12 protein-coding genes are annotated in these 15,316 nt (G+C 45.2%); 5 read left to right on the plus strand and 7 right to left on the minus strand.

What is annotated here, in order from left to right; translation table 11 throughout:
- Positions 1–122 precede the first annotated feature (122 nt).
- The 7 genes from LZG72_RS21320 to LZG72_RS21350 all read right to left on the minus strand — a co-directional run bounded on the left by LZG72_RS21320 (position 123) and on the right by LZG72_RS21350 (position 9,687).
- Entirely contained in the window at positions 123–2,117 is a 1,995-nt protein-coding gene (locus LZG72_RS21320) for an NAD-dependent epimerase/dehydratase family protein (RefSeq protein ID WP_233876919.1), read from the minus strand.
- Positions 2,110–2,937 (minus strand): transketolase, encoded by an 828-nt coding sequence (locus LZG72_RS21325; RefSeq protein WP_233876921.1) that lies wholly within the window; start codon positions 2,935–2,937, stop codon positions 2,110–2,112. Before LZG72_RS21325 ends, LZG72_RS21320 begins: the two co-directional genes overlap by 8 nt.
- Before the next feature lie 114 nt (positions 2,938–3,051).
- Positions 3,052–4,920, minus strand: coding sequence for a glycosyltransferase family 39 protein (locus tag LZG72_RS21330; RefSeq protein WP_233876923.1), 1,869 nt, complete (start codon positions 4,918–4,920; stop codon positions 3,052–3,054).
- A 111-nt stretch (positions 4,921–5,031) separates the two neighbouring features.
- Positions 5,032–7,083 (minus strand): OmpA family protein, encoded by a 2,052-nt coding sequence (locus tag LZG72_RS21335; RefSeq protein WP_310590567.1) that lies wholly within the window; start codon positions 7,081–7,083, stop codon positions 5,032–5,034.
- Between the two features lie 55 nt (positions 7,084–7,138).
- Complete coding sequence (locus LZG72_RS21340) at positions 7,139–8,425, minus strand: DUF4038 domain-containing protein (protein WP_233876925.1); 1,287 nt, start codon at positions 8,423–8,425, stop codon at positions 7,139–7,141.
- A gap of 42 nt (positions 8,426–8,467) precedes the next feature.
- Positions 8,468–9,115, minus strand: a complete 648-nt coding sequence (gene rpe, locus LZG72_RS21345; RefSeq protein ID WP_233876927.1) for a ribulose-phosphate 3-epimerase — start codon at positions 9,113–9,115, stop codon at positions 8,468–8,470.
- Positions 9,116–9,165: 50 nt separating this feature from the next.
- Positions 9,166–9,687 (minus strand): Uma2 family endonuclease, encoded by a 522-nt coding sequence (locus tag LZG72_RS21350; protein ID WP_233876929.1) that lies wholly within the window; start codon positions 9,685–9,687, stop codon positions 9,166–9,168.
- Positions 9,688–9,762: 75 nt separating this feature from the next.
- Here LZG72_RS21350 and ligA point away from each other — a divergent pair, with 75 nt between their 5' ends.
- The 5 genes from ligA to LZG72_RS21375 all read left to right on the plus strand — a co-directional run bounded on the left by ligA (position 9,763) and on the right by LZG72_RS21375 (position 15,315).
- On the plus strand, positions 9,763–11,850 hold the full coding sequence (gene ligA, locus LZG72_RS21355; protein ID WP_233876931.1) for an NAD-dependent DNA ligase LigA: 2,088 nt from the start codon (positions 9,763–9,765) through the stop codon (positions 11,848–11,850).
- Between the two features lie 64 nt (positions 11,851–11,914).
- Positions 11,915–12,805: a 4-hydroxy-tetrahydrodipicolinate synthase gene (dapA, locus tag LZG72_RS21360; RefSeq protein WP_233876932.1), complete on the plus strand. Its 891-nt coding sequence runs from the start codon at positions 11,915–11,917 to the stop codon at positions 12,803–12,805.
- Position 12,806: 1 nt separating this feature from the next.
- Positions 12,807–13,865: an aminotransferase class V-fold PLP-dependent enzyme gene (locus LZG72_RS21365; protein WP_233876934.1), complete on the plus strand. Its 1,059-nt coding sequence runs from the start codon at positions 12,807–12,809 to the stop codon at positions 13,863–13,865.
- Positions 13,866–13,940: 75 nt separating this feature from the next.
- Positions 13,941–14,654: an NrtR DNA-binding winged helix domain-containing protein gene (locus LZG72_RS21370; protein ID WP_233876936.1), complete on the plus strand. Its 714-nt coding sequence runs from the start codon at positions 13,941–13,943 to the stop codon at positions 14,652–14,654.
- 91 nt (positions 14,655–14,745) lie between these two features.
- Positions 14,746–15,315 carry a MarC family protein gene (locus tag LZG72_RS21375; RefSeq protein WP_233876938.1) on the plus strand — a complete coding sequence of 190 codons (570 nt, stop codon included), beginning with the start codon at positions 14,746–14,748 and terminating at the stop codon, positions 15,313–15,315.
- Position 15,316: the final 1 nt, after the last annotated feature.

Here is a 15,316-nt window from a genome sequence, read left to right on the forward strand (position 1 = left end):
GAATTGCTCTTGCCACTTCCAGAAACTCTTTCTATTTCCGTTGAAACTCTCATAGCGTTCCTCTCTAAATTCTTGAAACATTTTCAGATGATGGAACGTGCTGAGCTTCTGCTAATTTAAAGTTATTTCCTCAATTGCTTCACCAACGTCCTGATCTCGTCCGCAGTTTTGTAAGACTTGGCGCCGCGGCGGATTCGGGTACGGATGTATTTCGGACGTTTTTTAGTTTCTTCAAAAATCTTGGTAATGTACTCTCCTAAAAATGAGATACCGAGAATGGTTAATCCTCCGAAGAATGTGATTAATACAATTACCGTACTAATGCCTTGCGGTGTTTCCGGGAAAAAGAACAATTTCGCCAGAATTTGCCAGATTATCCCCAAAATCGATAAACCCGTTAATGCAAAACCGGCGTAACTCATTAGTTCAAGCGGCGCAAAACTGAATGAGAAGATCGCCTTTTTCGCCCACCAGATATTCTTCGTCCAGTTATTAGTCGAAACCCCAAACATGCGTTCCGGCCTGACATATGGAACGCCGGTTTGCTTAAATCCTACCCAGGCACGAAGTCCGCGTAGAAATTGCTCCGTTTCTGGGAGATCTACCAATTCCTTTACCACTTTGCGGTCGATCATGGAAAAATCGCCCGCGTCGCGGGGAATCGGGATGTAGCTTAGCCCCTGGAAAACCTTATAAAAAGATTTGTAGAAAAAGTGAATATGCGGCTTCATCTCGCGCTGCACACGCACACCGTACACAACGTCGTAGCCCTCCATCCATTTTTCGTAGAATGCAGGAATAATTTCCGGCGGGTCCTGTAAATCTCCGTCCATTAAAACAACGCAGTCGCCCGTCGAAATTTCCATTCCGCTGAGGAAAGCAGATTGTGAACCAAAATTCCGGGAGTGGCTGATTCCCACCACATTCGGATCTTTATCACAAATTGCATTGATCACTTCTTCCTGATTATCCGGTGAACTATCATTTACAAAAATGATCTCATACCGTACTTTCAGTTCATTGAAAGTCTTTACAAGTCTTTCGTACATGAATGGAATCGCCTGCGCATCTTTATAACAGGCAATGATCGCCGTAATGATCGGGTTGAGTTTCGGATTTTCGAATGCGGGGATTACACGGTTTTCATAACGTATGTCTTCCTGCCACTGACTGTATTTCAGCAAACCCGTTTCCAGAGGCGTGCGCGCCTTCCAGCCAAAATCCGTTTCAAAAGCGGTAGGATCTCCATACCATTCGGCCAGGTCCCATTTGCGGTTCGACATGCTTCCCCACTGCGGCTCCTGGAGAATGTCAAATGCCTTGCGCGAGGTATCGACCAGGTTTCCCATTGTCGTTTTCCGTCCGGTGGCGATGTTATAGGAATTACCGGACGTTTTTTCGTTGACATGAAGTGCAGCGTCCAGAAATGCTTCCACACAATCTTCTATAAAAACAAAATCACGGCTGATATCCGGGGAAACCAGGGACGGAAGTTGCTTTTTCCGGGCGTTTTCAATGAGTTTCGGGATGAGCCTATCCGGTTCTTCCCAATATCCGTAAATGGAATATAGCCTGAGATTGAGCGTTTTAAGATTGAAAACCTTGGCGTAATATTCGAGCAGATAAGCTGCTGAAACCTTAGATACCGCATAATGACTATTCGGCTCTACGCGATCGGTTTCTTTTGGGGTAGTACAGTTGAAACCATATTCGGAACTGCTTCCGGCATGAATGTAAACCATCTCACGCGTGCAATTCTGCAAAATATTTACTGTCCCGATTACATTGGTTTCGTACGTCAGGTTTACATTATTCTGCTTGCTATAAGCTCCATAAGCCGCCAGATTGAATATGGTTTGGGGCTTATATTTTTCGAAAACCTCCTGAACCGAGTTATTGGAAAGAATGTCGCAGTGGACAATGTTTTCGAAAGGTACATTCAGCAATTTCAGCCGCCATGCTTTGGTCGCATCGTGCGTCAATGCGTAACAATCCTTTCTTATTTTGAAAATATCATTGAAAAGATTGGCCCCAATAAAGCCGCTGGCGCCAAAAACGAAAATAGGTCCATTTAACTTCTCTATTTTATCGCGGTAAACCGGTAAATGATCAAGCATTCGTCAATACATTAAGATAACGTTCTTTTACTTCCTGCGTCGCTTGCTCATACTGATCTTTGCTCATAGGCAGATAATGCCATTCCAGCTTGTTTTCCATGTACGAAACACCCTTGCCTTTTACGGTATTTGCGATGATCGCTTTTGGTAAGCCGTTTTTGTGTGATTTTAATTTGTTAACTGCCTCATTAATAGAAAAAATATCATGTCCGTCGAGCTCCACGGTTTCAAAGCCGATAGCATTCCACTTTTCCACCGATGCCGTTTCTCCCAATACTTTATCCGTAAATCCAAAACCCTGCAAACCATTTTTATCAATAATCATAAAAAGGTTATCAAGCTGATTTTGAATGGCATAATGTGCCGCTTCCCAGGTAGTACCTTCATTTGTTTCTCCATCTGAAAGCAATGCAAACGAATAGCTTTCTTCCCCGCTGATTTTTGCTGAATGCGCGATACCCGTCGCTATCGGTAATCCGTGACCTAATGAACCAGTTGCAAATGGAATTCCCTTGTATTGTCTTGGGGCGGGATGTGCCGGGAGTGTAGTGCCGTCGAGGTAAAATGTGTCCAGTTCCGCGTCGGTGATTTCGCCCAGCGTATTCAGGCAGGCGTAAAGTGCCGCAGCAGCGTGTCCTTTTGAAAGTATGAATGTATCCGCTTCGGATTTGTTCAAAAACAACACGGCGATCATCAGGTCAATGCAGCTCAATGAGCATCCGATGTGTCCCGCATTTGCTTTGTGGTACAGACCGAGGATTTTAAGACGAAGCTCTCCGCTTATCTGCCTCGGATCATTTAATATCTCTTCTGCGGTCATGCCTGATGTGTATGTCGGTGTAAGAAATTACTCACAAAATAACGGTCAAAAGTCCGTTTTTGAATGCGCAATATACTAAATCTTATTTGACGGCCTCTGAAAAACGGTAGCTGCTTATTCAAATCCGTAACGCAATCCTTTGAGTTTCATGATCTCTACCGGCTCCGCGGAATCTCTTTTTTTGAGCCAGATCCGTTCGGTCTGCGTTGTGTCCATTGCCTGCACGTACCGGGCATTTTTAGGAAAATATAAATTGGTCAATTGCGCGTCGTGAATGGAGTAGGGCAGATACGTCCGGTCCATTTCGGACGTGATCTCATACCGCGGCGCCGGATAGAAAACCGTATCGCCTTCCTGGTACATCGCTTCTATTTTCTTTGCAGCCGCGTGATAGGGATTAGGTTCGCGGGGATTGGCGAAATAACCGTATTTAGTTGATCTGTCTTCATAAAATTCTTGCAGGCGCATCCCAACGAAATACATTTGAGCACCCATAAACACAAAAATGAGCAGCTTAAACTCCGTTTTCAGGGTTGCATAATATTGAAGCAAAAGGCTGATCAAAATGATGATGTAAGGAAACGAAAATCCTGAATACCGTTGCTGAAGCCCAAACGTATGTCCGCTGCGAAACGCCATCATCACTAAAAAACAAGTTGGGAAAAAGCCCATGATGTAGATCATCCACAATCGTTTCCTTTGTTCAGGGCTGGCTTGCCGGTGCACGTCCGGAATGAAGGAAAGCGCGAAAATGCTGACTGAAAAAATGGCGAACTGAACTTTGTGATTGGTATAAAAGAAACCACTCACCAAAATGAGCAGATAAGGTAACCGATGCGTGAGCCAGCCAGGTGTGTTGATCTTGTCTTTAAAATGGTACCAGACAATAAGCAAAATGCCAACCAGAATCGCTACCGCTATATTTTTCCGTCCCGCAAGTGCGTCAGTAAGTCCATTGGTGAAAAGGATGAGATCGCCGAAAAGTGGCAGGCCGCGTTGAAATACATTCTCCACTGTTGCCGGCAACACAATCCCGAAAGGATTATGCAACGGACTTTCTTCGGCGGTGCGCTTGTAAAGCGCGGCCTGGTGCGCGAGCGAGGATAAAGTATACTGCCCGCCTCCGTAAATCAACCACCAGGCAGTCCCGGACAGCGCCAGAGCCGCCGCCGCCGCCATTCTAACCCATCCTTTCCAGCTTCTCAGAAAAAGCAACGCATAAAGCGCGTGACCGATTAATACAGATATTGTCAAAAAATGAGACAGAAGTCCAAGTCCGGCTGTGAGGCTATAACCTAAATACAACCAGAGTAATTTTCTTCCTTTTGCCTTATTTTCAATGAGTTGCAAAAAATAGTAGGTGGCCAGAAGTGTCAGGAAGAATGTAAGCGTATAATTACGGGCCTGGTGACTGTATGCAACGCAAAAAGGCTCGAAAGCAGTGATTCCGGCTGCGATCAACCCCGTATTCTCATTGAAAAAGCGCCGACCGAAAAGATAGGTTACAAGGATGGTGAGAACACTGAAAATAACAGAGAAAAGGCGTATGGAATAATCGGAAAGGCCGAATGCTTCAATCCAGCCATGCAAAATCAAGTAGTAAAAAGAACTGTTTCCGATGTCGCTGCGGGTCATCGCCTCATAGTAATCGGCGAGGCTTTTAGGTTCCCAGAATTCTGCCGGAGTGAATGGGCGGGGGGAGTAAATTTCTGTATATGTAAAAGAACGGAGTACCTGGTCCGGGTTAGTTCCGGGAGCTGGTGTTTTCCAAAACTCACTGTCAACCAGTTTCAGATTTGAAAAAGCCTTTTTTTGGTTTGCGCCTTCCAGAACAATCCCCTGACTAACAAGTAATGTGCTTTTTTCATCGTAGAAAATACTGAACTTGTCGAGGTGGTAAAGTCTTAATGCAATGCCTACAAGAATAATAAACAGCAGAATAAGCGAAGAACGCAGCTTTTCTTTGGAGTTGTTTGAGGACATTATGGATATCTGTTCGCTAATGAAGCCCGTTGTTCAAGCCAGAATAATGCGGCTGGATTAACGGATCCGATCGTCGCGAAATTAAGCAAACTTTCCTTTGATAGGTATTTTTTAGATTTTAAGAATGGTAAACTCCACACGCCGGTTGCGTTGCCGTGTCTGTTCGGTGAGGTTACTTGCGATCGGTTTTGCAGGCCCCCAGGCTTTTGTCTGAATGCGTTTTGATTCAATCCCTTTGGATAAAAGGTATTTCTTAACCTGCTCCACCCGGTCCGCCGAAAGCTTTACATTCTTCTGGACTTCTCCCTGATTATCCGTGTGACCTTCCAAAAGTATTTCCATGGTCGGATACGTTGACATCGTCGCGGCAATGCGATCAAGCTCAGCGTAAGAAGATGGGATTACTTCCGCGCTGCTTTGCGAAAACATCGTATTGTTCAGCCGGATCTGCTGGCCCGCTTTGATCGGGAGTAAGTAAAGATTTTTTCGGATCGTACGGAAACCTGTTTCAGCTGAAAGATCAATGTCCTCCGACACCGGAAAATACCCTTCTCCCGTCGCGGAAACGCGGTAAAGTTCTTTGAGTGGAAGAATGAGCCGGTATTCACCCGTTTCCGGATCGAAAGTGGCATTCGCAAAGGTTTGACTGTTTTTCTTGATCTCTGCCGCGATCTCTGATTTTACCGGTTTCGTCGTTTCGGCCTCATATACAGATCCCGTAATAATGGCAACCGGATCAGGTTTGATTTCTGGCGACATTTTAATCCTGAAAATATCCTCCTGTCCAAGCGTTTTTTCACTCGCACTGAAATAGGCGTAATCTCCCGTCGCAGGAATGTTAATGAATGCATCCCACAAAGGTGAATTGATCGCGGGTCCCAGGTTTTCCGGTTTTGACCAGTTGAGCCAGGTATCATCCAGCCGCCGTGTCAGAAAAAGATCACCTTCTCCATAACCACTGTGACCCTGGGATGAAAAATATAACGTTTTGTTATCGAGTGCCAGAAATGGCGTGCCTTCATAATCGGCGGTATTGATCACACTTCCCAGATTGCGCGGCTCCGACCAGCTGTTGTCTTTTTGCAAAAAGGAAATATAAAGATCCTTTCCACCCTCGGTATCACTTCTTTGAACCGACATAATGAGCACATTCTCAAAAGGTGAAACCGTAATTTCGATGGTATTTGCATTGCCCAGCAAGTTCACGATTTTGGATTCTTTTGGAAATCCCCAGCCGGTTTTTGTTTTAAATGATCTTGAAAAACCAAAATACATACTGCCATCCGGACGGTACACATTGATGAGGTAAATCGTCTTTCCATCTGCTGAAATGCTGGTAATTGCATTATCGCCCGCATTGTTGATCGGCGAACCCATGTTTACGGCATCCGTCCAAAGACCTTTCTCTGTTAATGTCGAGTACCAGACATCCTGTTTGGCTGCAAAACCAATATTTCCTTCAAAGTTGCTTCTGGTGAAATAAAGCGTTTTCCCGTCGGGAGAAATGATCGGTGCTACTTCCTGGCCTTTGGTATTAATGGCCTTGCCCATGTTTTCCTTCTGGCTTTTGAGCTGCATATCCGGAGCGAAGTTGATTTTCGCCTCAATGGGACTGGTTGCCGAGGAAATGGCGATTGCGTCAACCTGGTTGAAACCAGACACTTTTCCAGGCTGCAAAACGATTTTCACTGCATTGGAAATCAGATTTTGCTGGCTTGGAAAGACGCGCAACATTCTCCCTTTCATTGCTAATTGTGTTGCGGGCGTTTCGGAAACCAGGTATTCTTTGCCCGATTCATCGTAGGCATACACACGTGAAATCGACCCCGGATTGAAGTTCTCGGCTATTGCGATTTGTTTTAATGGAATGCTTTTTTCAAAACCGACTTTGATCCATTCTTCATTTCTACCGTCGGCTTCCGCAGGGGACCAGGCACATGGGCTGTTCCCGAAATCGGGGAGCTTGCTCGGTTCCCCCAGGATCTGTTTGGCGCGATTAGCGTGACCAAACTGCCCCGGACGATATTCGGAAGAGTATCCGAGTATTTTGCTTGCCCATAAAACTTCCTGGCAGTAGGCATTACTGCACATCCATGCAGAAAACAGGCAAAACGTAATACTTATCTTCAAAAGGTTCATCGGGGCTCCAATCCTCGCCGGCATTTTTGCGGCAAACAATACATAGTAATATTATTAAGAATACGGCTGAATGCCAAACCTACTGTTTGGTGCCGATCAGGAGGATCCAGTCCCAGCCGGGTTGGGAATCGGGCGGCTGGACCACGGTTTCTTCCGCGCCTTTAAATTGCCCGCCGTCCCACCGCCTCCCAGTCCGGGGGCTATACCAAACGGCCCCGAAAACGGATCCGTTCATGAGACTTAAATTCAATTTGATGGGTCTGGAATCAGGCATATAGAGCATGGCCATGCGTTTGTTCGACAAAGAAACCACGCCAATGTCGGCCCGGTCGGTGGAGTCCGGGAGTAGTTCCGGGCCGTCGGGCTGCATGTATTCCCACGGAATGCCTTTCAGGATTTTGACCAGCTCGTGAATGTATTCGGCGCCGTCTTTTCCGATGTTGATTTTCCAGGTTGGGTTGAAATTTTTGATCGTACTCATGTGGCAAAATCCTGCCGCAGAGCTCAAAATAGATTGATATGCCTGATTGCGGATCAAAACTGACTGGTCTGTGATTTCCTTTGGGAATTCTGAATTAGCAATCAGGAACGGCCGCAATGCAGCTTCTGCGGAGTTTTTCTGCCAATTCGCTAATGCGGCATATTCGGACGGAGTTACTGTAGAATCCGGAATAATGAATTTCAGATCGGACCTGTTGGGAGAACTGTCGTTCAGGTTGGTGGGTGAGCAGGTATTTAAGGATGCGAGGATCTGGCCGTCGGAATGCATTCTGATTCCTTCTGCAATGGATTTGAACTGCGATGCACTCTGGTATTCTTCTTCGCTGACGATCCAGATCACATTTGAAAATTTGGCAAAGCGTTTCGATACATATGCCCCGTAATCTTTCCAGGCAGCTTCATTATGAGCATCAAATACCGCATTCCAGCTTTTCCGCGAGATTACAATCCCGATCACCATTTCCCGCTCCCGGGCAGCGATGATTGTTTTTTCAAAAAAGTCGAAATAAGCTGCGTTGGGTTTTGTAATGTCATTATTACCCTGAAATGGTGAAATCTTCGCGAAGTTTTTCTGACTGGGTAAGTTTGGAAGCAATTGTACGAGAACTGTATTGAAAGACTGCGACTTGCGGATGTCCATGTATTGGATCGCTTCATTGTAGCTCAGCCTCCTAAGTAGTTGCCACGCAACGTCAGCGACCATTAGAAAAGGTACGCCATTATTATCCGTAATGTGCCTGCCGTTCGGGCTGATCTTTAAAGGGAATTTGGCAACCGCATGATGGCTTTTATCAAATGCAGGTTTTGCATGAACAGATGCTGAAACGACCAGACAGCAGAAAATAAAGCATATGAACCGTCTCATTGCCTCGATAAAGAAATTTTAAATCGCATTGATGTCAGTTAATCAGGTGTTTTTAAGCAGACTGATCGTCTCCAATGGTTCTGTTGAACTGAAAACAAAGCTGCCTGCTACAAGAATATCAACTCCTTCACGCACCAGCAATGGCGCATTGTCCAGATTAACGCCCCCATCTACCTCGATCTTGAATGTGTAGCCAGATTTTTCTCTCAGACTGCTGAGCTGCGCTATCTTTTTATATGTGTTTTCGATGAATTTTTGTCCGCCGAATCCAGGATTCACCGACATAATCAACACGAGATCAAGATCTCCCAGAACTTCACTCAGGACTTCGACCGGGGTATGCGGATTGAGCGCTACTCCCGCAGTCGCGCCCACTTCTTTGATATGCTGAATGGTACGGTGCAAATGCGGACAAGCTTCGTAATGCACGGTAAGTCCCGATGCGCCCGCTTTTTTGAAATCCAATAGATAACGGTCAGGCTGTTCGATCATTAAATGCACATCGAGCGGTTTCCGGGCATGCTTACTGATCGCCTGGCATACCGGAATGCCAAAAGAAATATTCGGTACAAACATGCCATCCATGATATCGACATGGATGTAGTCGGCAGAACTGGAGTTAATCATTTCAATATCCCGCTGCAAGTTTGCAAAGTCAGCAGCAAGTATGGAAGGGGCAATTTCAGCCATGAAAATCTCGGATAATGGTGAGTACGTCAGGCGAAATTAGTGATTTTACTTTACTGGGCAGGCAAAATGGAACCAAGCGTAAATGTGAGCCCGGGCAGTACGGGAGATTTTACCTGATCTTCCGCATGATACACGCCGCAAAGATGAAACTTGTTTTCCCGCAGTTCGTACACTTCCAGCAATGCTTTTTCCGGAAAAATAAGCCAGAATTCGCTCACGCCATATCGCTGGTAGATTTCCTTTTTCACGACGGTGTCCATTTCATTTGACTCAGGTGAAACAATTTCGATTACAAGATCTGGGACGCCACGAATCCAGTCTTGTATGATATTCTCTCTGGCTTTGCTGATAAACATGAGATCGGGTTGCAGGATGTTGAAATTTTCTTCAAAAATAACATCTAGGGGTACCCTGAAAATTTCTCCCAATTCCTTCGCTTGCACAAAGTCATCAAGAATTCTTAGAACTTTAACTAGAATTCTTTGATGTGAAACTTTCGGACCGGGAGACAAAATTTCCCTTCCATTTATAATTTGTGTTAAATCTGGATTGTAGAATATGCCTGCCTCCATCGTTTTTATGTTCGTGTGGGTTTTTTACGAAAATACATAAATTTGGGCCGAATCATTTCAAGCAAAGCTGAACCCATGAATCCCGAAAAGCGAATCCAGGACTTAACCGACAAACTGCATTACTACAATCAGCGCTACTATCAGGATAGCGTTTCCGAAATATCGGACTTTGAATTCGATCAGCTTTTGAAGGAATTGAAAGGATTGGAAGACGAGAATCCGGAATTCAGGCAGGCTGATTCGCCCACGCAGCGGGTTGGCGGAACGATTACAAAATCGTTTAATGCAGTTTATCACCGTTATCCGATGTTGTCGCTCGATAACACCTATAATGAGCAGGAACTTCGGAATTTCGATGAGCGTGTCCGGAAAGGTCTAGATGGAGAAGCTTACGAATACATTTGTGAGCTGAAATTCGATGGGATCTCGCTCAGTTTTACCTATGAAAACGGTGTTTTGGTGCGCGGTGTGACCCGGGGCGATGGAACCCGGGGAGACGAAATCACGAATAATGTCAAAACCATCCGTACCCTGCCATTAAGGGTAAAATCAGACAAGCTGCCGCCACTTTTTGAGATTCGCGGAGAAGGTTTTATGCCACTCACTTCATTTCAGAAACTGAATGAGGAAATGGAAACGCTGGGCGAAAATCAATATGCGAATCCCCGGAATGCGGCTTCCGGATCATTTAAATTACAGGATTCTGCGGAAACTGCCCGACGTGCGCTGGATTGCTACATTTATTCCTTTTTATCCGATCAGGATTTTTTCAAAAGTCATGGAGAAAGTCTTTTGGGCTTAAAATCCTGGGGATTTAATGTCTCGCCCGGCTGGAAAAAAGTTGCCAATATCGACGAGGTGATCGCTTACATTCATGAGTGGGAAGAAAAAAGAATGACGTTACCGCTGGCGACCGATGGTATTGTGGTAAAAGTCAATTCATTTGAGCAGCAACGTGAACTAGGTTTTACAGCGAAAAGCCCGCGCTGGGCCATTTCATTTAAATATAAAGCGGAAAACAAGCCAGCCGTTTTGCGCATGGTAACCTATCAGGTCGGACGTACGGGCACCATTACTCCGGTTGCAAACCTGTGCGATCTCACGGAACGTGCATTGCCATATAATAAAGTTAAAGGCGTGCATCTTTCCGGCTCACGTGTCAAACGAGCGACTCTGCATAATGCCAACGAACTGCTAAGGCTTGGTTTACAGCTTGGTGATACTGTTTTTGTTGAAAAAAGCGGGGAAATTATCCCAAAAATCACAGGCGTTGACATTACCCAGCGCGAACTGTTCCCCACCCAGCCAATTGCATTCCCCACCGAATGCCCCGAATGCGGTTCTGCATTGCAGCGTAATGAAGGAGAAGTAGCGTTTTTCTGCCCCAATGACAGTCACTGCCCGCCGCAGCTAAAGGGTAGGATCGAGCATTTTATCCATCGGAAAGCGATGAATATCGAAAGTCTGGGCGAAGGTAAAATTGAGACATTATTTGACCTGAACCTTGTAACTACCCCCGCTGATCTTTACGACCTGACATTTGAAAAGCTTCTGGGAATTGAGAAAAGCATTGTGAATGAAGAAACCGGTGCCATTAAAAAAATCAGTTTCCGGGAGAAAACGGTTGAAAACATTTTGAAAGGAATTGATTTGTCGAAAACGGTGCCGTTCAGAAACGTGCTTTTTGCATTAGGGATACGGTTTGTTGGCGCTACTGTTGCAGAAAAGCTAGCGACTTATTTTAAATCTATGGCAAATCTCCGGGCTGCAAGTTACGAGCAGCTTATCGCCGTTCCTGAAATCGGGGGAAGGATTGCATTGAGCATTGAGTCGTATTTCAGTATCCCTGAAAATCAGCAGCTTGTGGAGAGGTTAATTCAAGCAGGATTGCAAATGGAAGGTGACGAAAAGCCGGTGGAGATAGAAAGTAATGTGTTGGAAGGAAAGACATTTGTGATTTCAGGTGTTTTTGAGAGTTTCGAGCGAGATGATTTAAAAGACAAAATCGAAGCAAATGGAGGTAGGATATTGAGCGGTGTTTCCGGAAAACTGAATTACCTGCTTGCCGGGGCAAATATGGGCCCGTCAAAACTTGAAAAGGCAAGAAAGCTGGGTGTAACGATTCTGTCGGAAGAAGAATTTTTAGCAATGCTGGCGAATTAGTACATAAAAACGGCTCAGAAAGCTAACTTTGCGTTTTACATTTCCACAATTATATAAGTAAATAATGCCATTGGACCAACGTTTCAAAGGAGTAGGGGCCGCGCTGATTACACCTTTTGATGAGCAAAATGAAATTGATTATCCGGGTCTGAAAAGGCTCATCGACCTGGTATCGGAAGGTGGAAGCGACTTTCTTGTGGTACAAGGAACTACCGGCGAATCTCCAACCGTATCTTCCCGCGAAAAGCGTGATATCCTGGCATTTACCATTAAGAATAATTATAAATCTCTCCCGATCGTGTTTGGGATTGGAGGGAATGATACCAGGTCGGTTGTGGATTGCATTAATAACACAGACCTGACCGGTGTCGACGCGATACTATCTGTTTGTCCATACTATAATAAACCTACTCAGGAAGGCATTATCGCGCATTTTACAGCGATTGCCGACGCTTCTCCGGTTCCGGTTTTATTATATAATGTACCTGGCCGGACGGTGATCAATATGAAGCCGGATACCATTGTGAAACTGTCGGCGCATTCAAATATTATCGGCGTTAAAGATGCGGGTGGTAGTTTGGAACAAAGCATGGAGCTGGCATCCCGCGTACCGGATGATTTTCTGCTGCTTTCGGGCGACGATAACCTCGTTACTACGATGGTGAGTGTTGGCTGGCATGGCGTTATATCCGTGATTGCCAATGCATTCCCGAAAGAATTCGGCGAGCTTACCTGGCACGCATTGGAAGGAAGATTTAAAGAAGCGGCAAAACTGCAACTCGCATTCCTGGAATTTGATACGTTGTTATATGTGGAATCAAACCCGGTTGGAATTAAAAAATGCCTGGAAATCAAAGGTATCTGCAGTTCCAATGTAAGATTGCCCCTTTTAAAAGCTTCAAATGAGTTGGGCGAAAAGCTCGAAAAAGCAATGATCCGAGAAGGGTTTCTGTGAAATGATCACGTTTTATCCGGGTCCGTCGAAGGTTTATCCACAGGTTGGGCAGTATTTGCAGGAAGCGTTCGAAAGCGGTTTGATCAGTGCCAATCACCGCAGCGGCGAGTTTATGCAAATGCTGGAAAATACGATCAGCGATTTGAAATTCAAGCTGAACGTACCGGCGGATTATGAGGTCTATTTCGTTTCTTCCGCGACCGAATGCTGGGAAATCATCGCGCAATCCCTCATGATAGATTCCAGTCTGCACGTTTTTACCGGGGCATTCGGTGAAAAGTGGATGGAATATACCCATCGCATTTCGCATCGTACGAGCGAGGCATCTTTTGATTATAATGCCGATTTGATCCTGGACAAATCGGCCATTTTCTCCAAAAATGAGATCATTTGTGTCACTCACAATGAAACTTCCAATGGTACTAAAGTCCCGGACGCATTTCTCCCGGAGTTGCGCCAAAAGTTTGAGAATCTCATAGCGGTAGACGCTACGTCGTCGATGGCGGGTGTGGTGTTACCATGGGAAGCTGCCGACCTTTGGTATGCGTCTGTTCAAAAATGTTTCGGGCTGCCGGCAGGAATGGGGGTGATGATCATTTCGCCAAATGCAGTGGAACGCGCATTGCAAGTAGGTGAGCACAAGCATTATAACAGCCTGCTTTTTATGCGTGAAAACTTCTTAAAATTTCAAACTCCATATACACCTAACACACTAGGAATCTACTTGTTAGGAAAAGTAATGCAGCAGGTTCCGCCCATTGCGGAGGTGGATTCGCTGACGCGTCAGCGGGCTGCAGGATGGTACGCCTTTCTGGCTGAGCATCACTATGAACTTCTTGTCAAAAATGACCCTGTTCGTTCCGATACCGTTATCGCAGTACGGGATACGAAGGAAAGGATAGCCGAATTGAAACACTTCGCGAAAGCAGAAGGAATTACGCTTGGAAACGGCTACGGAAAGGAAAAAGAGGTCAGCTTCCGCATTGCCAATTTTCCCGCAATAAGTCAGGATGAGATCGAAATTTTGCAGAATTTTCTTGCAAAGATGTCTTCCAGATGACAAATGAGTAGTAAAACGACTGGTTTGTATTTATTAACTAAAAAATAAATCTGTCACCCCTGCAATTCCTTTCTTGTGCGTTTAGATATTTTACAGCAATACCAGTCTCAAACCAAATTTTTAGTTGCCATCGACTCCATTATTTTTGGGTTCGACGGCGAAGAGCTGAAATTACTGCTTGTAAAAAGAGGTATTGAAGAAGAATTTCACACGTGGTCGCTCATGGGAGGCTGGGTGCAGCCGGATGAAAGTCTGGAAACGGCATCTTCCCGCATTCTCTTCGAGTTAACCAATCTGACAGATATCTACCTCGAACAGCTTCATACATTTGGCAATCCGCAGCGCGACCCGGTGGAGCGGACTTTTTCGGTGGCTTATTTTGCGCTGATCAATGTGGAAGATTATGAAAATAAGCTTTCCAGGAATTACGAAGCACAATGGTTTTCCATGCAGGAACTCCCGAAGTTATTGTTTGACCATGGTTCCATGGTCGATATGGCGATCGAGAACCTCCGGTACAAAGCTTCGCAGCATCCCATTGGTTTTGAATTACTTCCGGAAAAATTCACGATCCCGCAGCTGCAAAAATTATATGAGGCCATCTTTGGTACCGAGCTCGACAAACGTAATTTCAGCCGCAAACTTCTGTCAACCAATCTGCTGATCAAGCTGGATGAAAAACAGAAGGGTTATTCAAAAAAAGGAGCTTTTTTCTACAAAATCGACGAAGTGAAATACAAAAAACATTTCAATAACTTCCTCAATTTCTTGCCCGGAAGTACTCCTTAATAATCTAATTTCCGCTGAGTAATCTTTAAAGGTTGTGTAAACACGCGGTTTTAAGCAACTTTGCGGGACCAGTTCACGCAACGCCCAGCCCATGTTTAATTTCAAGGAAATCGTTTCCGTTACGCTCATTCTTTTCTCCGTGATCGACGTACTCGGTTCTTTGCCGGTGATTGTCGATTTCAGAAAGAAGCTTGGCAAAATTGAATCCGAGAAGGCGACGCTGGTGGCTGGATTTATCATGGTACTGTTCCTTTTTTTGGGGGAACGATTGTTGAGTCTTTTCGGGGTGGATGTGGCGTCGTTCGCCATTGCAGGTGCCATTATCCTTTTTTTGTTAGGCCTAGAAATGATACTGGGACGAAACATTTTCAAGCATGACAACCTGGATGTCGGCGTAGCTTCCATTGTTCCGATCGCCTTTCCGATCATCGCCGGTGCCGCCACTATGACCACTTTACTTTCCTTACGCTCGGCATATCAAATCCCGAATATCCTGGTTGGCATAGTACTCAATCTGTTCTTTGTCTACCTGGTTTTGAAATCATCAACCTGGATCGAAAAAAAGCTCGGACAAGGTGGAACTGATATATTAAGAAAGATATTTGGCATCATCCTGCTAGCCATCGCCATTAAACTATTCAAAACTAACCTTTCCATGTAAC

The sequence above is a fragment of the Dyadobacter sp. CY323 genome (genome assembly GCF_021390245.1).
GTDB lineage: Bacteria > Bacteroidota > Bacteroidia > Cytophagales > Spirosomataceae > Dyadobacter.

Bases quoted from the DNA above. Each gene is read 5' to 3' on its own strand.
- LZG72_RS21340 (WP_233876925.1), bottom strand. From the start codon at position 8,425: ATGAGACGGTTCATATGCTTTATTTTCTGCTGTCTGGTCGTTTCAGCA.
- LZG72_RS21350 (WP_233876929.1), bottom strand. From the start codon at position 9,687: ATGGAGGCAGGCATATTCTACAATCCAGATTTAACACAAATTATAAAT.
- LZG72_RS21320 (WP_233876919.1), bottom strand. From the start codon at position 2,117: ATGCTTGATCATTTACCGGTTTACCGCGATAAAATAGAGAAGTTAAAT.
- LZG72_RS21330 (WP_233876923.1), bottom strand. From the start codon at position 4,920: ATGTCCTCAAACAACTCCAAAGAAAAGCTGCGTTCTTCGCTTATTCTG.
- dapA (WP_233876932.1), top strand. From the start codon at position 11,915: ATGCCATTGGACCAACGTTTCAAAGGAGTAGGGGCCGCGCTGATTACA.
- LZG72_RS21335 (WP_310590567.1), bottom strand. From the start codon at position 7,083: ATGCCGGCGAGGATTGGAGCCCCGATGAACCTTTTGAAGATAAGTATT.
- ligA (WP_233876931.1), top strand. From the start codon at position 9,763: ATGAATCCCGAAAAGCGAATCCAGGACTTAACCGACAAACTGCATTAC.
- LZG72_RS21375 (WP_233876938.1), top strand. From the start codon at position 14,746: ATGTTTAATTTCAAGGAAATCGTTTCCGTTACGCTCATTCTTTTCTCC.
- LZG72_RS21365 (WP_233876934.1), top strand. From the start codon at position 12,807: ATGATCACGTTTTATCCGGGTCCGTCGAAGGTTTATCCACAGGTTGGG.
- rpe (WP_233876927.1), bottom strand. From the start codon at position 9,115: ATGGCTGAAATTGCCCCTTCCATACTTGCTGCTGACTTTGCAAACTTG.
- LZG72_RS21325 (WP_233876921.1), bottom strand. From the start codon at position 2,937: ATGACCGCAGAAGAGATATTAAATGATCCGAGGCAGATAAGCGGAGAG.